Annotated in this window: 21 protein-coding genes; 3 read left to right on the forward strand and 18 right to left on the reverse strand. The window is 35.6% G+C overall.

What is annotated here, in order from left to right:
* Positions 1 to 136: 136 nt before the first annotated feature.
* The 3 genes from AC0NJP_RS07200 to AC0NJP_RS07210 form a co-directional block, all read right to left on the reverse strand.
* Positions 137 to 400 carry a DUF2933 domain-containing protein gene (locus AC0NJP_RS07200; protein ID WP_474699333.1) on the reverse strand — a complete coding sequence of 88 codons (264 nt, stop codon included), beginning with the start codon at positions 398 to 400 and terminating at the stop codon, positions 137 to 139.
* Positions 401 to 417: 17 nt separating this feature from the next.
* Positions 418 to 558: a hypothetical protein gene (locus AC0NJP_RS07205; RefSeq protein WP_474699334.1), complete on the reverse strand. Its 141-nt coding sequence runs from the start codon at positions 556 to 558 to the stop codon at positions 418 to 420.
* Positions 559 to 845: 287 nt separating this feature from the next.
* Positions 846 to 1,754: a multicopper oxidase family protein gene (locus tag AC0NJP_RS07210; protein WP_474699335.1), complete on the reverse strand. Its 909-nt coding sequence runs from the start codon at positions 1,752 to 1,754 to the stop codon at positions 846 to 848.
* 420 nt (positions 1,755 to 2,174) lie between these two features.
* On the opposite strand from AC0NJP_RS07210, the gene AC0NJP_RS07215 reads away from it, so the two are divergent.
* Positions 2,175 to 2,375 carry a hypothetical protein gene (locus AC0NJP_RS07215; RefSeq protein WP_474699336.1) on the forward strand — a complete coding sequence of 67 codons (201 nt, stop codon included), beginning with the start codon at positions 2,175 to 2,177 and terminating at the stop codon, positions 2,373 to 2,375.
* 101 nt (positions 2,376 to 2,476) lie between these two features.
* Here AC0NJP_RS07215 and AC0NJP_RS07220 read toward each other — a convergent pair whose 3' ends face one another.
* The 12 genes from AC0NJP_RS07220 to AC0NJP_RS07275 all read right to left on the reverse strand — a co-directional run bounded on the left by AC0NJP_RS07220 (position 2,477) and on the right by AC0NJP_RS07275 (position 18,259).
* The gene (locus AC0NJP_RS07220) at positions 2,477 to 3,460 is read right to left on the reverse strand and encodes a hypothetical protein (RefSeq protein WP_474699337.1); all 984 of its coding nucleotides are present in this window, start codon (positions 3,458 to 3,460) and stop codon (positions 2,477 to 2,479) included.
* A 42-nt stretch (positions 3,461 to 3,502) separates the two neighbouring features.
* The gene (locus AC0NJP_RS07225; RefSeq protein WP_474699338.1) at positions 3,503 to 5,425 is read right to left on the reverse strand and encodes a GAP1-N1 domain-containing protein; all 1,923 of its coding nucleotides are present in this window, start codon (positions 5,423 to 5,425) and stop codon (positions 3,503 to 3,505) included.
* A complete protein-coding gene (locus AC0NJP_RS07230) occupies positions 5,426 to 6,289 on the reverse strand; it encodes a TRAFAC clade GTPase domain-containing protein (RefSeq protein WP_474699339.1) in 864 nt (287 codons plus the stop codon).
* Entirely contained in the window at positions 6,286 to 7,203 is a 918-nt protein-coding gene (locus AC0NJP_RS07235) for a TRAFAC clade GTPase domain-containing protein (RefSeq protein ID WP_474699340.1), read from the reverse strand. The genes AC0NJP_RS07230 and AC0NJP_RS07235 overlap by 4 nt, the downstream gene beginning before the upstream one ends.
* A 10-nt stretch (positions 7,204 to 7,213) precedes the next feature.
* Positions 7,214 to 8,263 carry a GTPase-associated system all-helical protein GASH gene (locus AC0NJP_RS07240; protein WP_474699341.1) on the reverse strand — a complete coding sequence of 350 codons (1,050 nt, stop codon included), beginning with the start codon at positions 8,261 to 8,263 and terminating at the stop codon, positions 7,214 to 7,216.
* Positions 8,264 to 8,274: 11 nt separating this feature from the next.
* Positions 8,275 to 9,549 carry a metallophosphoesterase gene (locus tag AC0NJP_RS07245; RefSeq protein WP_474699342.1) on the reverse strand — a complete coding sequence of 425 codons (1,275 nt, stop codon included), beginning with the start codon at positions 9,547 to 9,549 and terminating at the stop codon, positions 8,275 to 8,277.
* A gap of 117 nt (positions 9,550 to 9,666) precedes the next feature.
* The gene (locus AC0NJP_RS07250; RefSeq protein ID WP_474699343.1) at positions 9,667 to 11,265 is read right to left on the reverse strand and encodes a hypothetical protein; all 1,599 of its coding nucleotides are present in this window, start codon (positions 11,263 to 11,265) and stop codon (positions 9,667 to 9,669) included.
* Positions 11,252 to 13,150, reverse strand: a complete 1,899-nt coding sequence (locus AC0NJP_RS07255; protein WP_474699344.1) for a TnsD family transposase — start codon at positions 13,148 to 13,150, stop codon at positions 11,252 to 11,254. The genes AC0NJP_RS07250 and AC0NJP_RS07255 overlap by 14 nt, the downstream gene beginning before the upstream one ends.
* Positions 13,151 to 13,165: 15 nt before the next feature.
* Entirely contained in the window at positions 13,166 to 14,797 is a 1,632-nt protein-coding gene (locus AC0NJP_RS07260; RefSeq protein ID WP_474699345.1) for an ATP-binding protein, read from the reverse strand.
* A gap of 2 nt (positions 14,798 to 14,799) precedes the next feature.
* A complete protein-coding gene (locus tag AC0NJP_RS07265) occupies positions 14,800 to 16,974 on the reverse strand; it encodes a Mu transposase C-terminal domain-containing protein (protein ID WP_474699346.1) in 2,175 nt (724 codons plus the stop codon).
* On the reverse strand, positions 16,971 to 17,810 hold the full coding sequence (locus tag AC0NJP_RS07270) for a TnsA endonuclease N-terminal domain-containing protein (protein ID WP_474699347.1): 840 nt from the start codon (positions 17,808 to 17,810) through the stop codon (positions 16,971 to 16,973). The genes AC0NJP_RS07265 and AC0NJP_RS07270 overlap by 4 nt, the downstream gene beginning before the upstream one ends.
* Before the next feature lie 164 nt (positions 17,811 to 17,974).
* A complete protein-coding gene (locus tag AC0NJP_RS07275) occupies positions 17,975 to 18,259 on the reverse strand; it encodes a hypothetical protein (protein WP_474699348.1) in 285 nt (94 codons plus the stop codon).
* Between the two features lie 238 nt (positions 18,260 to 18,497).
* On the opposite strand from AC0NJP_RS07275, the gene AC0NJP_RS07280 reads away from it, so the two are divergent.
* Positions 18,498 to 19,343 (forward strand): abortive infection system antitoxin AbiGi family protein, encoded by an 846-nt coding sequence (locus tag AC0NJP_RS07280; RefSeq protein WP_474699349.1) that lies wholly within the window; start codon positions 18,498 to 18,500, stop codon positions 19,341 to 19,343.
* Positions 19,344 to 19,359: 16 nt separating this feature from the next.
* On the forward strand, positions 19,360 to 20,220 hold the full coding sequence (locus AC0NJP_RS07285; RefSeq protein WP_474699350.1) for a hypothetical protein: 861 nt from the start codon (positions 19,360 to 19,362) through the stop codon (positions 20,218 to 20,220).
* Positions 20,221 to 20,350: 130 nt separating this feature from the next.
* Here AC0NJP_RS07285 and glmS read toward each other — a convergent pair whose 3' ends face one another.
* The 3 genes from glmS to AC0NJP_RS07300 all read right to left on the reverse strand — a co-directional run bounded on the left by glmS (position 20,351) and on the right by AC0NJP_RS07300 (position 25,509).
* Positions 20,351 to 22,180, reverse strand: coding sequence for a glutamine--fructose-6-phosphate transaminase (isomerizing) (glmS, locus tag AC0NJP_RS07290; RefSeq protein ID WP_474037458.1), 1,830 nt, complete (start codon positions 22,178 to 22,180; stop codon positions 20,351 to 20,353).
* 345 nt (positions 22,181 to 22,525) lie between these two features.
* Positions 22,526 to 23,875, reverse strand: coding sequence for a phosphoglucosamine mutase (gene glmM / locus AC0NJP_RS07295; protein WP_474037456.1), 1,350 nt, complete (start codon positions 23,873 to 23,875; stop codon positions 22,526 to 22,528).
* A 38-nt stretch (positions 23,876 to 23,913) separates the two neighbouring features.
* Entirely contained in the window at positions 23,914 to 25,509 is a 1,596-nt protein-coding gene (locus AC0NJP_RS07300) for an NAD(P)/FAD-dependent oxidoreductase (protein WP_474037455.1), read from the reverse strand.
* Positions 25,510 to 25,516 lie beyond the last annotated feature (7 nt).

The raw sequence follows: 25,516 nt of genomic DNA on the forward strand, positions 1-25,516 counted from the left end.
TCACTCCTATTTTTATTTGACTTATTTTTTCTTTTATACAAAACTCCCACTCACTCATAGCAAATACCAGTTCACATCGTTTAAGGATACGCTTTACCTTAACAGCAGTACTCCGTGTATATGGGGCATGACCTCTTTATTTTGCCGCCTTTGGATCATCTACCTGTTCTTGCTTTTTATGCCCCATTCCCTTCATCATGAATAAATGCATCAATGGGCATAAAAGAAATACTAGGTAACTGGCCGTCCCTTCATAACCGCTTAACTTTAATAATAGAACTGCTCCTATGGGTGCTAAGCAGCAGACAAACATCATGAGCATATGTTTTAGGTTATTGCCGCAGTCTTGTTGCTGCCCTTGAGTAGTGTTGCTAGGCTGAGATTGTTTACACCATCCCATCTTAGATTCCTCCTTGGCTATGCGTGCATAACATACAGCATTGCTGCAAACGCGAGTGTCCATGCTCCCCATTGCAATATTTTCAAAACCGCTTGTTGCCCTGGCGTATAAGTTTCTTTCACTTCTTCTGACATATCTAATTGTTTATTCGGTTCCATGATGCATCCCTCTTTCTGCTTGCTACTGCACTTGGATTGCTTTTATCATACCAAGCCTTTATGAAGAAGCTATGAAGAACTATTGAAGAACTTCTGCTTTTTTACTTTGCTCAACATTGTTTCTAAACATTTGGTAAACTACCATTTCCGATCAGCACCTCCACCACCGGATGAGCCGCCTCCATATCCTAGAAGATGCAGGTTATACGGTAAGAGAATAAACCAATTTATTAAAAAAAGCTGCCGACTCTGGCAGCTTTTCTGGATTTATAGGATTTATAGGATTTTTAGCGATATTGTACAACGGTAAACATACCACCTAATTCTTTGGTCATATTATTAGCGGTATGATGCGGAATATGACAATGAAGGGGCCAATTGCCAGGGTTATTCGTCATAAATTCAATATCCCAAGTTTCTCCTGAAGCTACAGCAATGGTATTTTTTTTCATTCTGGCGCATTCTCCAATTGGATTGCCATCAGCGGCAGTCACGATAAACTGATGACCATGTAAATGAATCGGATGTTCCATCATGGCTGGATTGGCAAAACGAATGCGAACTCGTTCGCCACACGCTACTTCGAGTGGTGTCGTTGCCGGAAAACAACGCCCATTCATAGTAAAAAATTGCAAATCGTCACTCATCGGATTCACTTCATAGCTGCCTGATTTTAGGATCCCCATCGGTAAACCTTTTACGGCAAACTCTTGCAACATAATAAAGTAATCGTACTTCGTCCGTCGGTCATCAGGGTCTAATATTACGAGGCCCCCTGCCAGACCCATCATGCCCTGCCTTGCGACGCGATGATGCGTATGATACATATGTGTTCCCGGCGAATTATTAATTTGAAAATGATAATCAAAATAACTGTTTGGTTTAATGAGTGGCGTCGACTCAACTTCCGACACGCCGTCCATATTATTAGGCACATCTAAACCATGCCAGTGAACGCTAGTCGCTTCCGGTAAAGCATTATATACTCTGATATTCACGTAATCTCCTGGGTATACGTGAATGGTCGGCCCTGGAATACTCCCATTATAGCCCCAGCCTCGAATAAAAAACCCAGGCAGCAATTCTTGTTCTACCGGTTGGGCAACAAGTTCAAAATATTTTACCCCCTGCCTCGCTACATAGGGTAAATCATATAGATCAGGACTCGTGACCACTATATCACGCCCTTTATTCAAGTTTACTCCATTCTATGCACTGACCTCAGTGGGCGAAGCTATAGTAAGTCCTAAAAGTTGGATAGAAAGGCAAAAGACCAGGAATACTCCTGGCCTTCGATTAGCGTACCTATCATTATTGCGGTCATCTTTTATACCACTATTTCTCATCATAGTATTAATACCCTTGTCTTTAGATAACGACAAAAAACCGACTTTATGGATTCTTACTCTTCCATAAAGTCGGTTTTCATTTAATAACTTTATTTTTATATACAAGCTTTTGTTATTTTTTATTAAAGTTATTAATTAAAAATACAATTTAATTAAAGAAAAATAGCCTTTTTAACATCAGGTTATATTAAAAAGGTTATTAAATTCAATATTATAATTTTTTTCTTTATAATAATAAAGTTATTAAATTAAAAAGGTGGAGTAAAAATGCCAACATTAGATTTTTTTGAAGGAATGTATTTTACTAAAGAAAATACCATACAGCTCTTAGAAAGACTGCTTATTAAAGATGGCACTACAATATTTGACCCATTAAATGGAGTAAATATCTTGACATATAAAAATACAAAAGAGCTAGAAGAAAATCTTTTCAAAGATTTGGCAACATATCTTAATTTAAAATTATAATTGGGGAATATGTCTCTATTTTAGGCATATTTTGTATAAAAAATAGTTTATTTCCCAAATTACGTCAATTGTTTAGCATTAATTTTGAGAACGCGCCCTTATCATTCACCTATATAATATGATTTAAAGTCTTTTAATGCTAATTCAAGAAGGTCAAGAAAGTCTTTAACTTCATTCCTTCTAATTAAGTTCTGTATTTTTATTATATCTCTGTTTAATGTTCTTAAATATGATTCTTCCTCTGTAGTTCTCTTATTTTCAAGATAATATCCATAATCCTCCTTCATATTCATATACTCATAATCAAATTCTTGAAAAACGTTTTCTACCTTGTAAAACAGCTCTTTCATTCCTTTTATATGATAAATTAAAGGTTCATAGTCATTAATGTCACCCAACTTTCGTAACCGCCCTTCAGAAGGTGCGATATTTACGTTTAAATCTAGATTGAGTTTATAAAGAAGATTCTTTAGACTCCTTCGTATTTGCGCTTCCGTATAAATATTACATAAAAATTGACTTGTAAAATAATGATTAAAAATATGCCTATTTTTCAAAAGATAGCACTCAATATCTTTATTTAGTATAACTTCAATACTGATTTTTAAGGACTTATTTTTTTGTTTAAAGTTTTCCCACCACTTTTTTTCTTCCTGAGCTAGGTCTTTAGCAGTGCACAAAAACCATTTTTCAATAACTTTACCATGCTTTCTTGCAGTTACTAATGCTGTATCCAACGATTTTTGTATCAGCAAAGATCTATCCGCTTTATCAATTTTGTCATTCAGGTAAAACTTACACTGAAAAACATACCAGATATGTTCTCTTTCAATAATAATATCTAGTCCGCCGTCTCCACGTCGCGTCTGAATATGATAACTCTTCGCTCCTATTTTTATAAAATCCGAATATAAGCGGGTGTCATTTACTTGTGTTAATAGCCTATCATTTTTATTTGCAAATACTACATTTTGAGAATTTATCAGTTTAGTTTCTTCTAAAATTAAGAGTGCACAAATATCTTCAAAAATATATGGACTAGCCAGATCACCATATAAACCTGCAAGCAAATAATTTATTAACACATTCATCACTACCTAAATTTAAAATCAAAATTTCAAAAATTATTACTCCATTAAATTAAAGTTATACATCATCTTTTCAGCAGCTTGACGTAGCCTTTTGCACTTATCCCAACTATTATACCAAGGAATAGTTGGGAGAAATTCAGCTATTTTTTCCCATTGTTTATAATCAAGACTATTTTTCTCTAATAAACCATGCACTCTTTTAAAAGCAAAATATGCAATATTATCAGGATATTTTTCTTTCGTAGCAACGATAATAGGAAGCAGAAACTGAGCAAACATATTATTAAATTTTTCATTTTTCTGATCTGAACAAAAATCATCATATATTTTTATCCATATCTCTTTATTGATAGCTAGAATTGATTTGCTATAGGGATCCAAATTTCTTATAATATTTTCCATTAATACCTTACTTTTTACATATAATATTTTTTCTTGAATTATATTGATATCATACTTGCATAATTCTGCCCATCTACTAATTTTAGAAATATCACAGCTATTTTCAGCCCATGATAGGAATACGGTCATACAATTGCTTCCAAACGTATCATATAATTCATTCGCTATATTTTCTTGACTTGATTCCAAAATCACCGATATGATCTTTTCGACATTACCTTGCTCATGATTGGCTGAAGTTTCCTTCAAACATTTTAATACTTCTAACTGTGTGCCAATTGGTTGGTGCCAAATTTCTCTACATAATGCACTTTCGTTATTTATTTTGACCAAAACACTAACTCCAGTAAAACGATTACCTGTAACATATTGTAATGTCTCAAAATTAGTCATTCTTGCTATAAAGTCAATTAGCTTTTCACCAAAAAAATTTATATTATTTTGAATTAGAAAATCAAAGATTTCATGAATCATCAATTTGTCTTTATTAAATACTTTTTCTAATAAGTGTTTTATATTATCAAAATCAAACTGAAAAATAAATTCACTATTATCAATTATAGATAAGTCTTTAAAAACCATTGGCAATATTTCTAATTTATAGTTGAATAAATAAGTCAATATTTGATTATTTATATAAACTATTTCATTTTTTCTAAAAGAATCTAGGATATAACAAAAAAGTTCATTTGTATTAAATTTTTCTTCACTTAATATAAATAAATAAAGCTTTGTAAAAAGCTTAAAATAATTTCTATGAAAATATTCAGCTGAAAAATGCAACATAAACTTTTCTAATCCAACATCATTATTATTTAAATACTGTTCGATGAATAAAGATGTCCATTTGGGTATTTCTAAACTTGTTTCATTGCTCGAAATTGAATAAAGGTTTATTCTAGATCGAGCAATATTTTTAAATAAGGCACTGGGCACAATCTGTATATCTAGTGATTTTTTTTCTACAATTCGATTTGACAAAGATCCTGTGCAAAATGAAAATTCTCGCCCTAATATACTAGGTAATCGTAACCAGAAATTTTCCATAGAAACATTGTTTTTAAAAGAACTATCTTCTTCCATAATTATAGGATCAGAAACTTCTAATAAATTTTGAACTATAAATCCAAAACTGGAAAATCCCCTATTGGGAACTGTCTCCATAGAGTACATTTTTTCATTATTTAGACATATAGGACTCGAATATGGGGACAAGTCTAGCTCAGTGGTCAATTCGGGTCTAATAAACAAAGACTGAAAATTTTTAATCTTACTCCAAAAAAACAAATCCGCAAAATCTACCAAAAGAGTATGAGTCCATACGCATCCTGGTCTCTTCATTTCACTAGCATACCAAGTCATATTAAACGAATAACATTTATCTTCAAGTAAAGGATATCCTGTAATATACTTTTCAAACCCCGGTTGTACTTCAATTCCTGATAAATCAGTCAAAGGTTCTAATATTTTTAAAGACGTACGGGAAATTGTACGGGAGGACGACAATAAATGATGTCCATTAGAGTATCCAAAAAGAGCTTGATTAATTTCTATCATTTATCTCACCTTCATTCCATTTAACACTTCCAACAATGGTAATGTTATATCGTTATCTATATTTCCGTAATTATCCAATACCGTAATTCTTTCCCTTTGGTTGTAGAAACTTGCCTGCTTATCAGAATCTGCTTCTGTTTCCAAGGGGCCTCCTTGTGCACTTACTCCATAGTAAAAAGAATTAAACATTGATTGATTAGCCTTCAAAAACTGCCAAAGTAGAGGTAATTGAGATCGCACAAAAAATTCAGGGCTATCATATCGTGTTTCTATACAATCCCACGCAGAAATAATAACACCTAAACAAATTGATCTTATATCTTTAATAAAACTTACGAATTGTAAAAGCTCTAGTAGCTGAACTTCAGTAGGATCATCTTGTACAGCATTGCGCTGCTTATAAATGGTTTCACTAATTTTATCAGTACCACTATTCCTATAATCATAATCTATGGCAGCTATTAAGTTAGGATCATTTATTTTTTCAGGATTTATAAATAGTAATACAGAGTCACATTTTTGAATATAAGCTGCTAATTCTTTATCAATTTCTCTATCAATATACATTTTTTGAAATGATTCCCCTGATAAGTCAGGAAAAGTAACTTCAATCTCTTTTTGATTACAATCTTCTAATAACAAAGATATTTCTTTTTCTTCATCCGTCGTTCTCGTTCTAGACACTTTTATCCCAGAAAGCCACGTTTCCGACAGCTTACTCATATAGCTTTGATTACCTGTCAAATTTTTTAACCGCAAAGAAGTCGTTTTATCTTTTAAACTCAATAAATACCATAGAGCGGCAAGATATGTAGTTTTGCCGGCTTCAGGGAGTCCCATAATAAAACATGATCTGTTTTTCACTTTATTACCCTCTTCTGATATAAATTAAATTGAGACGAATAGGAATTGGTAAGACGTTGTGTAAATACATCCATGTTTTCAGTCTTATAAGGGGTTAGTATTAAGTTTAGAAGATCAACGATTCCATATGCAATTTCAATATTTTCAGACCGCTCAGGCATTGCGGCTACGCATTGAAAAAAGGTTTTACTAGGATCTAATCCAATTTGACAATTTATCTTATTCGGAATATCTTTTAAAAAAACATCAAGATTAGGATCTTCTTGAATTTTTTCAAAAACAAGATCATATTTACTGATGACAATAATAATTTTAGCCTTGGGTTGTATTAATTTTGCATCATAAAAAGTACGTAAAAGGTTAACTGCTTTTTGTACTTCTGCATGTTTAAGTTTACTAATTATCTTTTCTCCATCAAGAATAACAACAAGAAACTTTGCAGAATATATGATGGGAAATTCCTCTTTTGCTGTAATTATATCGCCTGAAACATTATTGTAATCCTCACCCGAAAAATCACTCATTAAAATATTTTTATGCATATTACATTTGGAATCCCAAATACGTATATGTAGTATCGAATCCACTAAACCTCTAGGAGTTCTTACCATTCTGGGATTATCTTGTTGAGATGTAGTGCGTGATAAAAAAGCTCTTTGCTCAAATGCCAGCAAAGTTTTAGATCCTGCAAAATAATATTCTTCAGGAATCTGTGCTAAAAAATATTGATATAAAGATGTTATTAATGTAGTTTTCCCCGCCCCTGTAGGTCCAGCTAAAACAATAAAAATTGATGGCTCAGCAGCTGATATTTCATAACATTGTTGCCCAATTAGTTCAATCCCTGATGGTAAATTAATTACCTTTTGCTCATTCTCGTTTAAGGAGGTAGTATTAACATCATTTTCATTCATTTAAACGCCCTCACTTATCTTGTATACTCATAAAACATCTCATCGTCATTACTTCCATATATAATTGCATTGAATATTCAATTGGTGTTTTTTCTATGTCTTCTTTGATACCTGGCATCTCCCGAACAAATTTAGGAAACCATTCTTCCTTTGCTACAGTATTTTCTGAACGTATAATCGCGGCTGTAATTGGTAAGAAAGGGAACAAATTAGGTTTGTTATATATTTTAGAAAAATTCTCTTTCCATTCGTTTCCTATATTAGAAATAATATCGCTAAATAATAGCTTAGATTTATTCCTTTCTTTTTTGCAACCTTCTAAAAGTTTACTTATAACACCTTTTATTGAGTATGGTCCCGGAAAAACTGAAACTAATTCAGCCGCTTCTTTTCCTATAAAAAGACAAGCTTTATCTCTACCTATATCTTTGTAAGAGCAATTTAAGTCATTACTCCATCCTGAAACTAGCCACCACAAAAACTGGGAATCTTCAAGATTAACTTTTTGTTTTCTCTCTAAGTAATTAAAACATTTATCTACGGCCTTGGTGTATTTCTCAAAAGACTGAATATATTCCGGCGTAAATCCCATATTTGCTAAATTCGTTAATGTTTTACTATCGGGAATGTGAAATTTTTCATCTGTATTTTCACGAATTTTTAATGAATCGTGTATAAAAACTTTCTTTATTTCATTTAGTATATCTTCATTTGCTGACATACGTCCGCCAAATTCAGTAGACAAAACTAAAAATTCGACTAAACTATAAAGGTCTCTATCCTGTTCAGCAATCTCCAATAACGTAGCTCCTGCTAATACAGCAATTTCCTCCTCATTTTTCTTGGAAAATGAAATGTCTATTTTTTTAAATTCATCAACAAATTTATCTATTAAACTATCTTGTCTTAGAAATTTAAAGAAAAGACCTACTAAACCAATAACCTCATTTATAGTTACTGATTCACAAATTACCTTTATTGCCTTTTCTCTTTTTTCTATTTGCCCTTCTTTTAAATCAATACATATTTCCGTATACCATTCTTTAAAATTTTCATGCATATTATTAACCCCTAACTTTTACATTTTTGAATTTCATTCCAAAGTTGATTAACACAGTCTTTTTCTTCAGCTCTTTTGATAATTTGACGTATGAGTTTTTCATGTTTTACCCCTGTGTCGTTTTCATTCTTCAAGCCTAACTTAATCAAAATTTCATCTCTAGTAATATAGGGGAGATTAATAAAATCAAAGATTAAAGTTTTATAATTATAATCAGTGATCGATTCATTAATTACAAAAGCAAATTCGCTATTACTACTTTGTTTATTGTTCACTTCAGTCTTTTTCTCTGATTTTAACAAAATGTTATATTCTATAAATAAATTTCCATCACACAACTCATTATCAGGAATAAACCTATCATTAATTTGATCTAAAACTCGCGGAAAAATTTTAAGAGATAGTTTTTCATTATTTACAATCTCTAAGCATATCCAGTTATATCGAGGAATCCAATCTTTTTCTTTTCGAGAAGGATGTGTAGCCCCGCTACCAAGAATCACTGTTTGATCTATTTTCTTAATGACCTGCATATGCTTATGTCCATATAATTGCACATGAATTCTAGAATTTAATTTTTTACTAATCTTAAAATCATCGTCCTTCCAACATTCAGGTGGATGATGGCATAATGACAGGAAAACCGTATTTTCTTTCCTACTAGGAATCTGACACTGACTTATACACATCAACCGATCTTGTTTACTTGCTTTATGATCATCAGCATTAGAAATTATCGTTGAATTCATCCCTATTATATGTAACTTATAAATATCGTTCAATTCAAATTCTCCAACCCAATGCGGATTGTTAGTACTAATCGAACATCCATACTTTGCGGCAAAATCATTATTGTAACATTCTATGGCGGAATAAAGGATATCACCATTTTTAGTATCTCTACTTATTCTAGCTAATAATTCATCAAACTCGTCATTTCCTTCACATTTATCCAGTTGATCTTGTAACATTTTTATAATATAAAACTCTTTAGGTATATCTTGGTCAACATCATGATTTCCTGGAACACAAAATATACTCTCTTTAGGTATTTGTAAATAAGAACATAATTTATCAAGAAATTCTGTTGCTACTTCATATTCATGTTTTTTTCCACTAAATGCAATGTCCCCACAAATGAGAACACCTTTAACATCTTGTAAAATTGTTTTTGCATTATTTTCTATGTCATTTAATAATTCTTCGCGTAAGTCATTATCTAAATCATATTTATCTCCACTAAAACTTCTAAAGTGAATATCAGACAGATGTATAAATGAAATCAAAACTATCACCACTTTCAGAAACACATTATGCTCGAGATACTGCTTTGCGAGACTTTTTTACAATATACCCTTTCTAAAGTTATCAGTAATTTAAATAACGAATTCTTTATAAAGTAATCATTTAGATAATCTTATAATAAATCCCTTTATTTTTCCTCCCATTATCCTAGGGCTACTCTTTGTTAAATGTCTAATAAAAGTAACAATATATCTATTTTTTATTAAAGGGTAAATATATTGTTTATTCCAATGCTTTTCTAGAGAATTAATTATATTTTCTATAACTTCATGCTCTTTTATATTAGAGAATTTTTGACATGCCTGAATGAATACAGTTGCAATCTTCCATCCATCTGGCCTAGCAACTTCAATCAAAGTACCGCACCACTTACCTTCTCTATGCATTGTAACAATAGCGCATTTTCGCTTTGTTCCATCAGGCAGAATAGATATTTTCCCCTTATTTAGTTCAATAATTTCAATAGAAATAACCAACCCCGGCATAATTTCTTGCAAAATCTCAACGCCCTGAAAAAATTCTTCTAAACCTTTAATTGATTTTGCATACTTAATCACTGCCCCTTCTATTTCAATAGGGCGTATCTTTCCTTCGGCATGTTGGTCTTGTGTAGTTATAGTTTTTGATAAAACGTATGGTTTCTCTGCTTGCTCATATTTTTTAGCCTGTAAAGGGTGTCTTATTCCTCTCACCTTACTCATCTCTTGAAAATTATATGTAACGCTATAATGCTCTAATTTCTCTGTATTCAAACTAGGCCTAGCCGCTAATCCTGGGTCGCCTAACTCATGATCTTCACTGACTGATTGTATCTGCTTCTTGGCAGATTCTACTTTGTTTTGATCAAGCGTTTTTTCATAAGATACCAGCTTCGGATGAGTATATAAAATCTCTCTAAATGGTATTTCTTTCAACTCCGGGCTTGTAACCTCCAAAACCAAACAATTTTTTCCTATCAAATGTCCTTTGTATTGAAACGAGCATTCCCCTAATAAATTCGGATCAAAATGTAATGGATACCCACTACCAACTGATTTTGCTAAAAAAGTGGCATCATTTTGCAGCGCAATATTACACAAAGAGTTATAGATAGACTCCCATGCATTTTTATTCTTACTATTATAGTAAAGCCAAGAAAAGTATTGAACCATAGAACTATTTAACATGCTTTGCGGCATATCTTCGTTAAAGTCAATTTTTAAAGTCTCTCCCATTATCTTTTCTCTCACAACCCAAAAATCAAGCCCATTTGGTTGCAAAAGTTGGTTAGCTAGTGCAACATTCGGCGCAAAATACGCGCGAATCAATTCAATACAAGGGATATAGTAAGTGATTTCATCAAATCTCACTTGATATATCTTTTGATTTCCCCATCTTCCATTTCTATGAAAAGACCATAAATCTTTCGGTATTTCCCAAGCTGTCACAACTTTCCCAGCATCTTTTGATATATTTAAACTTGATCTGAAATTGGCGATAGTCGCCGCTTGTAAAAGTTTATTTTTATAGGTTCGTCCTAATCGCAGCAAAGGGATAGTTCCCCAGGCATACTCTACCGTGGTAAAAGTTTTATTTCTCACATTTTGAAATACGGTTGGTATTATCCATAAATTTTCTTTATTCCTATACGGCGCGCAGAGCCAATAAAGCATCACTGATTCATCTTTGATAAAGGGCCAGGGATTAAGTTTCAGCATCAATTTTTCTCCCAACTTTGGCTATTTGATCATCAATATATGCTTCCAAAAGACTTGTCTTATATTTTAAGCCAGCTTTTTTCATTACTTTCCATGGCTTTATTTCATTCCCCTCTTGTGCAAGTTGTTGAACCGCCCAAGATATTCTTCTCATTTGAAATGATTCAAGAGTCTCAATATTTTCTTCTAAATATTGCTTTGTCTGTGGCATTTTATCTAAGTGCTTTTCTAATAAAGCTAATGCTCCAATCCGTTTTCCAATCTGACTCATCGTAATGCGGATCGGCTTTTTTCCTTCTGTGAACAACCGCTCAGTAGCGTTATTTACCTTTTCTAAAAAATCAATGTCACGCTTTATCCAATTAACTCGCGTTGCTTTTTCTTCTCTCTTTCCCAAATACAAGGAATTCTCTTGAAGCCATTGATTTGAATGGCGATAAAGCCACATATACAGTTTTTTATTTCTATTTCTAAGTTGAGTTATTGTTTCGTTAGGAAACTGATCTTTTAGCTGTAACCATATATTTTGAAATTCTTGATACCTTATTTCCGAGTCATCCTTATTGCTTTTTGCATTAAAATATGGTTTGTTCTCTTTCCATCCTGATTTAAATCCTAAAAGAGAAGCATATTTTTTTACCGTCATGGTATCAACCTGTAAATAACGAGCCGTTTGACGCATTGTAAGTTTCTCAATCTCTACAAAATATTTTAGTTTTTCTTTCCACACCAAACCAAACTCTTTAATACGACCAATACGTAAACGATCTTTTAGCGATTGGTCAGGACCACGCCTAGAATAAATAAAACCACATTCACAAGAAAAAGTGGCAACAGGTTGCTTGGTTTTATGATCCATCGTAATCTTCATATTTTGGACGATATTTTTATGAAAATGAACTGCTGCAGCATTTAAACAGGGCCAAGGCCCTTTACCAAAGGGATATTCGATGACGTTTTTTGCAAAAAACTCTTTTACAGTATCGGTTAAGAATAAGATAAACAAAATATGACGAATAGGATGAAAAGATTTTCGATGTTTTCGAGTAATAGCTTTTAGCCAACAATTCGGATTTTCATAATCGACTTCTGATTGCATGAGCCGTAATACGTCTTGTCCATAATAGCTGAAAAATTGCTCATATAGACTTTTTTGATCAATAAACCTACGACCTTTTACTAATTTCTTTCTTGCTAATAAAGAAAAATACTTTTCATGTAAGCTCAAACAAAAACTTTGTATTGGCATATTAGCAAGCATCCAATAAACCGCCTCTGCTATGGCAAGCAATTTTTTAATAACAAAACTACTATATCTTTCGAATTCAATAGTTTTGCAGCTTTTAGAAGAAATCACAATGAAAGAATGCTTATTCTTGTCAGATCGCCGAATAAAGCTTTCATATAAAAAGCATTTATGATCTTTACAAACAAAAACCCCGAAAACTTGATGTGTTCTATGCCAATACCCTTCTCCATTTTTCGCTTCTTCTTCTTGCAAACATTGGGGACAAAATCGGAGTGATTTATCCATAGGAACAGAACTTGCTAAAGTTCCTATTAGTTGATGAATTCCATCATCTTTATCACTACGCATCTTTGAGAGTACTCGACTTAAACGAGTTTTGGGAATAAAAGGTGCATAAAGCGGTAATAAAGTATGATTTTTAACCAATCCATCAAAAGAATATTTTGCCCCTAAGGGCAATCTATTTATTAAGCTTTGTAAACGACTTGGAAATTCAAGTATTGCTGTAGCCGTCTTCGCTCCAAACAATTCTTCCATCGTAATTTTATCTGCAATATTTCCAGATTGTTGGTGATATCGGGCAAATACACTATATAAAATTTCATCCGGATAGGGATGTGGAAAAAACACCATCATAAAGCCTCTACTCCTTTAGAAACAAAATTCTTCGAGAGGAGATATAATATGCCCGCTTTCTTTTAGTGCTTCATAAGCTGAATTCCGCTTTTTTCTTCCTTTTGCTACAATATCCCGTAAATCACAAGGGTCTTTCTTGTTTGATATTTCCTTTAACATTGTCTTTTCAGAGCTCGCTTGTAATACCTTACTTTTTTCGTCATTATCAAACCTTAATGCTTCAGCAACAGCCGCTCTAAGAAATACTTCATACGAACCTTCTTTTGCTCGACCTTTTACTATCTTATAAACGATTGCTTGAGCACGATCTGCTTCAACATCTAAATGAAGTAAGGCTAAGATAAGTTTTTCCGTTAAATCAGAACTTTGCTCTTTTCGCTTTACTTCTTCCTGTTTCTTTTGTTCAAAAATAATCTGCGATAGATTCATTTTAGCAGCATATTTTTGCATATGATCTGAAATATCTAAAGGAGTAATATCTTCATAACGAGCTAATTGCGAAATGTCCTTACTTCGAAGCGCTTGTAACATCGGACGAACAGATTGTAAACTATCTTTTGAGACCTGCAGAATAACAGATGTACTGATTTTCTCTGTCCCTACGCTAATAGCCCTAATTTGAGAAAGAATATACAGCTTCACAGCAATATCTATAATTCCTTGACTTTCTTCATATAACAGAGACTTAATATCACTCGTTAAATCAATCTTCTTACGTGTCCACTGATACTCCCACATGCCTTCTATTATCAAATCCCAATTTTCGTTATGTTCAATGCTATTCCATACCATATCTCCTTGACCGGTTCCGCGACGAGCCTGCCGAAATGCTCCTTGTAGTACAGACATTGCTTTTACCGTGCCAATAAGAATCACTGGTAGTCCGATCGTATTAACCAAAGTAACAAAGAAATTTAACATACGTTCAGAACCGCCACTTTTAGCTAAACTTAAATGCTGAATCTCATCAATAATTAAGACACCAATACAATGTAATGAGGCCACACGAGACATGTGAGCCAGCATGGAATCTATCGACTGACGATTACCACCAAACTTTTTAAAGTACGATGTTCCCAGAACTTCGTCAACTTTCAAGAAAAAGCTAATACATAAACCTTTCAATGATCCATCATATGGACAATCTAATTTGAGCCACGTTATTTGATATAAATTCAAAGGAGTTTGATGAATAATAACTTGCGGATAAAGCGACAATATTCGTTCAATAGCAGTCGTTTTACCAACTCCCGAGATTCCAATCAAAGTAAAAGCGGTCGCAGTTGTCCGAATATCCCGCTCAATAACATCTAATCTTCGTTGTAACTGTTTAATAAAATCTTTCGTTGCGGGATTACGCCCTAAATAACCCTGCCTAATAATTCGGGAAAACCGCTGCTCTAAATCAAGATGTTGTGACAAGGGTTGAAAGTATCGAAAAAGTCTTTGAATACAATGATATCGATAATGTGCTTCCAAATATCTTTCTTCTTCATGATAATCAGGGTAAACCGCTAACTTTTCAATAGCCTTTTCTTCTGATAAAATCTCCGGGAGAGCTTCTATTAGAGGATTCCCACGATACTCTGGAATTTCTTGTTTTATATAGTTTGCATGAACTGCACAAGTTCGCCCAACCACTTCCATACTCACTCCCCTTTCTTCAGTTTTTCCTGCTGTTTTTTTCTCAATAAAGAAATTTTACGAGGATACTCATCTCCTGTTTCTGCTAGATTCCCAGAAAGATAGGAAGTATCAGCTAATTGTTTTACTTCCTGCTGATAAGCTGCTAAATCAAAAGCCTCTTCCTGTCTGATCGCATCCCTTTCCTTTTTTCGGTTCTCTTTAATTCCCTTTACTTTTTGAGCTCGGCTAACATTGCGATTCAATACACTTTCGGTCTGTCTTGTTGCTTGTCTTACAATTTCCTCAACTTTGCTGTTTAAATCAACCTGTTCTTGTAAAACTTTAAATTCTTCTTTCTTCTCTTTGCGTTTTTCAAATTCAATAAGATACTGAATATCAGCAAGCGATTTATCTAAGTATTTGTCTTGTCCATCCAATAACTGACATTTTTCAAAAGACCGCCCTCGTTCATCTCGAATATATAAATAATCCATATTACGAGGATCAAAAGAAAAATCAACTTTCCAACTCCCTTGATTTCGCGCCTTATCAAACCATTTTTCTTTTAATGCTTTTTCACAACTATAATACATTGACTTATATTTGATCCCTCTATGAGTCACAGTAGCTTGATCTTTAGGCAATAAATTAAGTTTTATAATTTCTTCAGGAAAACTCCGCAATCGTCCAGAGCGTTTAGAAATTCCCCAATTCCACAAACTAATGGGTCTTAAATCAATATCATCCTCAATCATGCCTTCGTCCCATACATATTTTTTTAAAACATGCTGATTATTATGATATAAAACACATTCAATAATAATCTGAGTAAATTGACGTATGTCTAATTTCGCATCTAAACGATAATCAATACCGCCTCTTTGACGAAAATCTATATCAATATATCCTGGTAATAAAGGTTTTACCTGTTCTTGTACTGTGCGAAAATACCGCTCTACAATTCCTTTCCAGTCAGCTCGATATGGTGCTGCGTTTTCAATATTGACATTTAAAGAATTCACAAGAGTATTCACCATACAACCTTCCATCTCACCACGATCACCTAAAATAGTATCTGGAATATGCTGGCAAGGCCATTCTTCTTTTGTAATAGGAATGCCAAATTCATAGCAAAATGCAACCTTATCGATAGCTGCATTCGCCAATGCCATCATAGAACCAAGCCATGAAGGACCTTCTAAACCCACATACATTCCGGTAATCATCCTACTGAATACATCAATCACAAAATATATAACAGGCCGCCCAATAATCCAGTTCCGATTAAACTGAGATACAAGATAGATATCTCCAATTGTTGCATCAATTTGATAACGTGCACCAGGACCCAAAACTTCTTGCGTAGAGGTTTTAAGTAATGCACGATGATCTTTTTGATACTTTCTTTTTCCTTTACGGGCTATAATCTCTTCACTTATATCTCTCATTTTTTTATGCCAATATTTAAATTGAATAAAAGTAGGTTGCTCTGCTTCAGAAAGCAAGATTGTTTTCTTTTTGCCATTTTCATAATAAACATCTTCATGAAAGTATTTTTTCAGCATAAATTTATATGCATCATATAGAGATGCTTTTTTATTTTTTAAGTAAAACTCACTAATGGCTACACTAAAAATCTGCTTTATAGATTCCGTGATATTAATCCCTTCCGATAACTCATTAGCGTATTTTTTAGGTCTTCCTCGTTTCGACTTTCCTACAGTCTTTGGCTTACCAAAGCCACCAGAATTCGCGTAATCTGGGATTAGAGCATTTTTATTCTGTCCTCTTTGCCAATAACGCCTTAAATATTTATAGACCATAAATAGGCTAATATGATGGACTTCAGCAGCCGTCTTTACCATTCTGCCTCGTTTATTTCTCTGATAGATGTCTGGCTGATTTTTCGGCTGAATTAAAGGATAAATGACATCCCATGCTTTTTCCCTAATACTTTTCTCTTTTTCCGTTAATTCACTTTCAACAAAAAATTTATATAAGGGATCATTCGTTACTTTTTCTGCCAAACCAGTCTCTATGAGCCTAAGGACTTCTTCTCCCTTTTTCATAATGGGAAATGCTTTATCTGATGAAATATCAATTAGAAAAATCCATTGCCAATCTTCATCAATCCATAAAATTCGTTCCAGGTAATTTTCTGCACGATGATACTGTATAATATCATTTACGGCAATCATACGATTCCACACTCCTCACCTGCAAACTTATTAACGATAAATTCAGAAGCGGCTTTTCTCAAATCAAATTTTTTTGTTAAATCACATAAAATTAGTCTTTTTGCTAAACAATATCTTAAAATATATAAGAAGGTACCGGCTTCTAGATGATATGTAGAATCGAGAGAGGATACAAGCTGAATCATAGACAAGTTTAATGGTTTTGACAGCTCGGACAATAAAATATTTATAAGAATTTTGCTGTCATCAACAGCATACTCATCTAATGCGTCCAACCAATAGGCAGAATGTATCCATTCTATATTTGCAGCAAACGGAATTGGGATATCTTGATCCGTAACCACTTTCCAGTCAATGCCCTTTTCCTGCCAATAGGCACGCTCAATTTCAAATTTTTCTATGACTCTATTTTGCTCAAGGAATTCAGCTGGCTTAATGGTTCTTGCTATATACTTGATATTGCCGTTTTGTTTAACTTTTATCAGAAAATCAGTTGTTAAAACAAGTAATGTCTTACTGACCGTATCCTGCGGATGTCTAATTTCTTTGTTCTCTGCAATCGTATATGTTATTTCTCTTGATAAAGGAAATTGCTCTAAAATATCAATAACATCTTTCGCCCACTCAAGTAAATAAAAATAACGTTTTTCATGATCAGACATCAAATGATGTATCCGATCCGTTTTCCATCCTCTACAGCGCGTAGCACGGCCATCAGATGGAACGTCTTGTATAGTAAGCCACGGTTTATATTCTTTACCTTCTCCTATTCCTCTACCATCTGTTATGTATCGCTTAATCTTATTTTCATCCCATCCATTATTCCGCTTTGCCACATTTAGTCACCTCCTAATATAGCAAATATCCTAATTAGGTAGTCCGATAATTTCCAACTTTAATAATTATTTTAAAAGCAGGCTCACTTTTGAGGCCTGCTTCTTTTTCACGACACTCAATAAATTCTTCTACTAACAATCTAGCATGGTATATTCATAGTCGGCTATTCAAATTCTTTACGAAATGTTTTACAGTCTTTGGGAATAATCCATGTCTCAAATTTTGCTCCTTCAAAAGGAATTTCAGATAATAAATTTAAATGTCTTTGCTTTTCCATTGCTAGAATGAAGCTTGTATTTGATATACCTAAAGGGATTCCTAGCCCTTTATAAACAGCATCTAGATTATTTTCTAAATAGTAACCGCTAGTGGCTCCACAGCTACAAGCCTTCTCGATATTGCTTAAATTAAAGATATCGTAACATTTTGGACAATATAACAATTTCATAAAAAATCCCCCTACAATATCTGACCCAATAATACATTTTATAATTACCTTACTGCTTCGCTATAGCTGACAGAAACCCTAGTGCTATCATAAAAATATTTTGTAAAATTTTTCTTACCAGAACTTATAAGGCCTCCGCTCTCTGTACTACGTAATTTATTTAAAGTTTTTTATAACGGCATGCATATTCCTATGATAAAATAAGCTTGATAAAACACATAGAAGGTGCTATCAATTTATGTCAAAACAAAGGTCAGGCTTCGCTACCGCAGGAAATATCTTCATTTTAACGGGAAAAAACCCTTCTCAACCCCAATCAAAGGCCCCTTATATAAAATTCAAACAAAGCGCAAATACATTGTTTCACTTTATGGAGAAATTGGATTATTTAACTACAATGTTACATCACAAAAAAATTTCTCCAAGATTTTGCACAGAAAAATTTACTTTTCTAAATAAAACGGTTCCTCCATTGGCTTTTCCTATGAAATGTTTTTGTGATATCTATTTAAATAAACTAGTTAACCATATGGGTATATATGGAAAATTTGGTATTGGATTTGACAAACAATGGCTAATCACAGAAGGTTTACAGCCTGTTCAGTATGTAAATGAAAACTCAATCATTGGTAAAATTTTAAGTCATTATTTAGATCAACATATTAATAATGGCAGTTTCAGCAAAGACATGACCAGCATTCCTTTTCTTGATATTTTTAAGTATATTAAGCCCTTGTCAGGAGATATGGAAAGAACAGAAGGCGTTATTTCTTGTAACTTTCATGACGAAAAAGAGTGGAGATATATTCCTAATGAATTAGGTGACAATATTCCTCTAATAGTGAACAAAATGCTCACACCACCTGACAAAGAGCAAACTTACAATTCAATAATTGAATCAAGTCCAAAATATGGAATAACATTCAATTTAGATAAAATAAAATATCTTATTGTTGCATCACAAAAAGATAGGGAAGAAATTATCCATTTCATTCAGGGAGATCAGTTTAATGCAGAAAGAAATGAAAAGTTAATATTGATATCAAAAATTCTAGTATTTGATAAAATTAGAGAAGATTGGTAAGAGGTGTAGTGCGCTGATGAAATCAAAAGAATCTAATATTCCCCTCTCATTTTCATTAGATATAAACGCTTGTACAAATGATATTAATCTTGAAATTGCCACATTTAACATGCTCCAAAATAAACCTTTAATAATTCAATTAAAAAACTCGCATGCTACTGTTCTACTTGAATTTAAAATTATTTTCACAAAAAAAGAAAAATACCAAATATCCTATATAGTCTATCTAGATCGAGCTAAAACTATCACTGAATTAGTTCGCTTATTAACAATTTATAAGGCGCTTTTAGATCGGTCACTCACAATAAATACAATAAAACTGTTTGGTGAAATATTTACAGGAGAAATTACCATATCTGATGATACTGAAAATAAAGACCTTGAAGATGTACTAATTTATTGGAAAAAAATTTTAAAACTTGAAAAAATCCTTAATATAAAGTTTGAACCACGCTTCCCCGTCGAAATGAAAGATGCTGAAATATTAGAAATGCTTTGCAAATCTTTTGTTGATAATCAGCCTTTTAAAATCAAAGGCACATTAAATAGTTTTGAATTAGTTACTCCAGATATTGAAAATATAAAGAGTGCGATAGGAACCATAGGCACCGTAGCCAGTATATTGCAGGCCCCTATAGAGTTTTGGGGTGAAAATTTCGAGTTATTTTGCTTAACTTATTTTAATTCAATTAAAATAAAATCATTTGAACATCTCAATCAAGATGAAGATGAAGATTATAGGTTAAGAATAATTATTGAAGAAGTAGGAAATGAATCCTTCTCCGCAATGAAATATTTCAAGAATGAAAACGCTGCAAAAAAATACCTTTCAGAACATAGTAATGAATTCAAAGAAGCTAAATTTTTATGGGAATAATTATAAAGAACCATTTTACACTTCCGTAAAATGGTTCTTTATTTAATAACTTTAGTATTCACTTAATAACTTTTTTGTTTATTTAATAACTTTATTATTTTTCTACAGCTTTTTTCTTTATCTAACCGTCCTATTCAACAGTTACAGATTTTGCCAAATTTCTCGGTTTATCAACGTCGCAACCGCGCGTAATTGCTGCATAGTAAGCGAGCAACTGGAGCGGAATGACGGAAAGAATCGGCGCCAAGTATTTTTCGGTTTTCGGAATGAGAATCGTATGATCCACATATTTACCAAGCTGTTCATCACCGATAAAGCCTAGGCCAATAACTACAGCGTCACGAGCTTTAACTTCTTTAATATTGCTCAAAGTCTTTTCATAGACATCCATCTGCGTAGCCATAGCGATAACAGGCACGCCTTCAATAATGAGGGCCAGCGTACCATGCTTCAATTCACCAGCTGCATAGGCTTCAGCATGAATATAGGAAATTTCTTTCAGTTTCAAAGAACCTTCCAAAGCTACGGCATAATCAAGCGAACGGCCAATAAAGAATACATCTTCACTAAAACCGTATTTTTCAGCAAAAGTCTTAATTGGTTCTACATCTTCTAGCATTTCATGGGCTTGCGCCGGAATATTACGCAGACCGGAAATCAGTTCTTTCATTCGTTCTGGCTTTAAGCTGTCTTTGAGATCAGCCATATACAGAGCTAACATAAAGAGGCTGACAAGCTGCGTTGTATAAGCTTTCGTCGAAGCAACGGCAATTTCCGGACCGGCCCAAGTATAAACAACTTGATCGGCTTCGCGGGCAATGGAAGAACCAACAACATTGGTAACAGCCAAAGTACGAGCGCCAAGACGTTTCGCTTCTTTTAACGCCGCCAAAGTATCACTTGTTTCACCAGACTGGCTGATTACAATCGCCAACGTCGATTCGTCAACGAGCGGCGTCCGATAACGGAATTCCGAAGCAATATCAACTTCTACGGGAATTCTCGCCAATTGTTCAATATAATATTTCGCTACGACACCAGCATGGTAAGCCGTACCGCAGGCAGTGATCAGAATCTTTTTCACGCCAGCAAAGTCATCTTTCGTCCATTTCAGTTCTTCAAAAATGATATGACTATCATCTTTGGCCAAACGACTTGTCATGGTTTCACGAATTACTTTTGGCTGTTCATAAATTTCTTTAATCATGAAATGCTCATAGCCGCCTTTTTCAGCTGCTTCCGCATCCCAATTGACTTCGAAAACTTTTTTATTAATCGGCACGCCCTGACGGTTCTGCACCCATACAGAATCTTTCGATACAATCGCCATTTCACCGTCGCTTAAGATATAAGTGCGACGCGTGTAATTGATAATGGCAGGAATGTCAGAAGCAATAAAGTTTTCGCCTTGTCCCAGGCCGATAACAAGCGGATTATCCTGCTTAGTGCAAATAATTTTATCGGGATCATGTTTCGTCATGAATACGAGCGAATAAGACCCGGAAATGACTGACAATACCTTTTTGACAGCCGCTTCAAAATCGCCTTCATAATATTCTTCTAATAAATGAGCAACGACTTCTGTATCAGTCTCTGACGAAAACACATGGCCTTTCGCTGCGAGCTGCTCTTTCAAATTTAGGTAATTCTCGATAATGCCGTTATGAACAACAACGAAATCACCGGTGCAATCCGTATGAGGATGCGAGTTACTATCAGACGGACGACCATGGGTAGCCCAACGAGTATGCCCAATGCCGAGATGCCCTTTAGGCATAGACTGCTCTACTTTCTTTTCTAAAGCGGCCAAACGACCTACACTTTTTAATACATTAATGTGATTGCCGTCAAATACAGCGATTCCAGCTGAATCATAACCGCGATATTCTAATTTTGATAGTCCTTGCAATAAAAATGGAGCCGCTTCTTTCGGTCCAATATAGCCAACGATTCCGCACATACAGGCTATTCCTCCTAAAATAATAATAAATGAATCTGCCGCAGTTTCTTTTGTCGGTCCGGTTACCCGGAGGTTTTGGGAAAACTGCTAACGACGGCAGTCGCCGAGAGGCATCCGCTGACTTTTCGATAAACCTCTTCCTCGTCTGCTTGCTCTCTCTTCCGCTCCGAGGCAAGCACCAGCGCTTTAATTTTTAACTTCACTCTTGACCCTTATCTTTCTTAACTTTTCCCCTTTCACCACCTTTCACTACATTATATAGGCAAGGGAGCACCTTGGGTGCTCCCTTGCACTATTTTCCTATTTTAAACTACTTTATTCTTCTAGTCAACCTTTAGGAATCCTTTACTCAGCCTGCCCCTGCTCTACTTTAACAACAGCAGCAATTTCGGTCACAATTTTTTCTAGTTTAGCCATAGTCGGTCCTTCCGCCATAACACGGATTAAGGGCTCTGTACCAGAAGGACGAACAAGAATCCGCCCGCTATCTCCTAAAAGCTCTTCGCCAGCAGTAATCGCAGCAGCAATTGCTTTATTCTCTTCCCAACCGTCTTTGCTTGCCACGCGTACGTTCACTAACAGCTGGGGAAAAGTGGTCATGGAAGCACTTAATTCTGAAAAAGGCTTCTTCGCTTTTACTTTCGCTGCTAAAAGCTGCAACGCCGTAATCATGCCATCGCCTGTCGTAGCATAGTCGCTAAAAATAATATGGCCTGATTGCTCACCGCCGAAATTAAAGCCTTTTTCCAGCATCCGTTCGAGCACATAGCGGTCACCAACCGGCGTAATTTCTATGGCAATCCCCGAGCGTTTCATGGCTTGATGCAAACCAATATTACTCATGACAGTTGTAACAAGTGTATCTTGCTGTAACCGCCCAGCCTGATGGAACATATTCGCACAGATAACCATCATATGATCCCCATCAATAATTTCACCGCGTTCATCCACAGCCAGACAGCGATCCGCATCGCCATCATGAGCAATGCCCACATCAGCGCGTTGCATGCGAACTGCTTCTTGCAGACTCTGTAGATGGGTCGAACCACAATGATCATTAATATTGATACCATTCGGTTCATTATGAAGCACAGTCACTTTTGCGCCAGCTAGCGTCAAGATACGTGGCGATACTTCAAAGGCCGCGCCATTGGCACAATCAAGTACGACATGAAGGCCTGCCAAAGATACATCAATTGTTGTTAACGCATGAGCGATGTAGTCTTCAATCAGATTATGACGGTATTCGATCGTACCTACCCCGTTGGCAATAGGCCGTTCCAAGGAACCAAGATCAAAGATCAATTCTTCTAATTCATTTTCTACGGCATCAGGCAACTTAAAGCCTGTGCCAGCAAAAAACTTAATCCCATTATCAGGATAGGGATTATGCGAGGCGGAAATCACGACACCAGCCTGCGCGCCGATTTGTTTCGTTAAAAAAGCAATAGCGGGCGTCGGAATCACACCGGCCAACAAAGCTTTACCGCCAGCGCTGCAAATGCCTGCCGCCAAAGCTGATTCGAGCATTTGACCAGATATTCTCGTGTCACGACCAATTAAAATCACCGGCTGTTTCTCGCCGTGTTTCCCAAAATAATACGTAGCGGCTCGACCTAAATCAAAAGCCAGCTCCGGTGTCAACTGTTCATTAGCAAGACCTCTTACTCCATCTGTTCCAAATAACTTTCCCAAAATGTCAATCTCCTTCCGGATCTCTATAATAAGATACCCTAGCTACAGGGCTCATATGCGGCAATTACGGCGTAAGCCGCATTCATTCCGTCTAAAGCAGCGCTCATAATTCCCCCTGCATAGCCAGCACCTTCACCAATCGGATATAACCCAGGCGTATTTTCTGATTGGAAATTCGCACTACGGCGTATTCTGACGGGAGCGGATGTACGCGTTTCGACACCAGTGAGTTGGGCGCCGCCATCATCAAAACCTTTGATCTTCCGGCCAAAATCGGTAATGGCTGCTCGCAACGTATCAGTTACAAATGCTGGTAGGCACTCGCTTAATGGCGCCGCTACAACGCCAGGGCGATACGTAGGCGACAAAGAAAAGGACGTGCCGTCAAGACCTAAGAAGGAAGCAACGCTTTCACCCGGTGCCTGATAATTGGATCCAGCCACAGCATAAGCTAGTTGTTCATAGCGACGCTGAAAAGCAATACCCGCTAAGACTCCCGGTCCGAAGTCACGCGGTTCCACATTGACCACAAGGGCGCTGTTAGCAATGCCAGACGCACGAGCGTGATGACTCATACCATTTGTGACAACACCGCCTAGTTCTGAGGCAGCAGCCACAACAATGCCACCAGGACACATGCAAAACGAATAAGCCGTACGGCTCGCTTGTTTATCATGATAAACAAGCGCATAGTCAGCTGCCCCGAGTTTGGGATGACCAGCAAAGCTGCCGTACTGCGCCTGATCAATCAAACTTTGCGGATGCTCAATACGCAAGCCAATGGCAAAAGGCTTCGCTTCCATGGCGACAGAGGTGCTGAGCATTTCGTAAGTATCGCGGGCGCTATGACCAATTCCCAGCAACACAACAGACGCAGGAATTTTTTCATGCTGACCAATCGTAACCGATTTAACGGCGCCGAAAGCGTCTTTTTCCAAATTCGTAACTTGGCTAAAAAAACGCACTTCCCCGCCTAAGTCAATGATCTTTTGGCGCAAATTTTTGACAACTCTTTTTAAAATATCAGTTCCAATATGAGGTTTATGGGTATAGCAAATATCAGGCGGTGCACCGCACTCTACAAAGAGTTCCAGTACTTCGCTCATTCGCTTATCACTGACTCTCGTAGTGAGCTTGCCATCAGAAAACGTCCCCGCGCCGCCTTCACCAAACTGAACATTCGACTCTGGCGAAAACTCCCCTTTCGCCCAAAACCGCTCCACAGCAGCCGTACGGCGATCCATATCGCCACCGCGTTCTAAGACAAGCGGCGCATAGCCTTCTTTCGCCAATGTATAAGCAGCCAGCATGCCAGCCGGTCCAAAACCAACGATAACCGGACGTTCCTTCAGCGGTTGCGTCCCTTTTACCACCTGTTCTGCGACAAGCGGGTTTTGAATCGTCACATCTTTGTCATGACGCAGCTTCGCTAGTACCTGCCCTGGTGCAATTGTCGTATCTACTAATAAGGTATGAACGAAAGTAATATTCTGTTTGCGTCTGGCGTCTACAGCCCGCCGCAAAATCTGCACAGAGCGAACGGCCTTTACAGGAAGTTTGAGACGTTTGGCTGCCTGCTCATTCAGCGGCCTGTCATCTGTAAGGGCTATTCGAAAATTACTAATTTTAAGCAAAAAAAGA

It is taken from the genome of Pelorhabdus sp. sgz311002 (assembly GCF_056134285.1).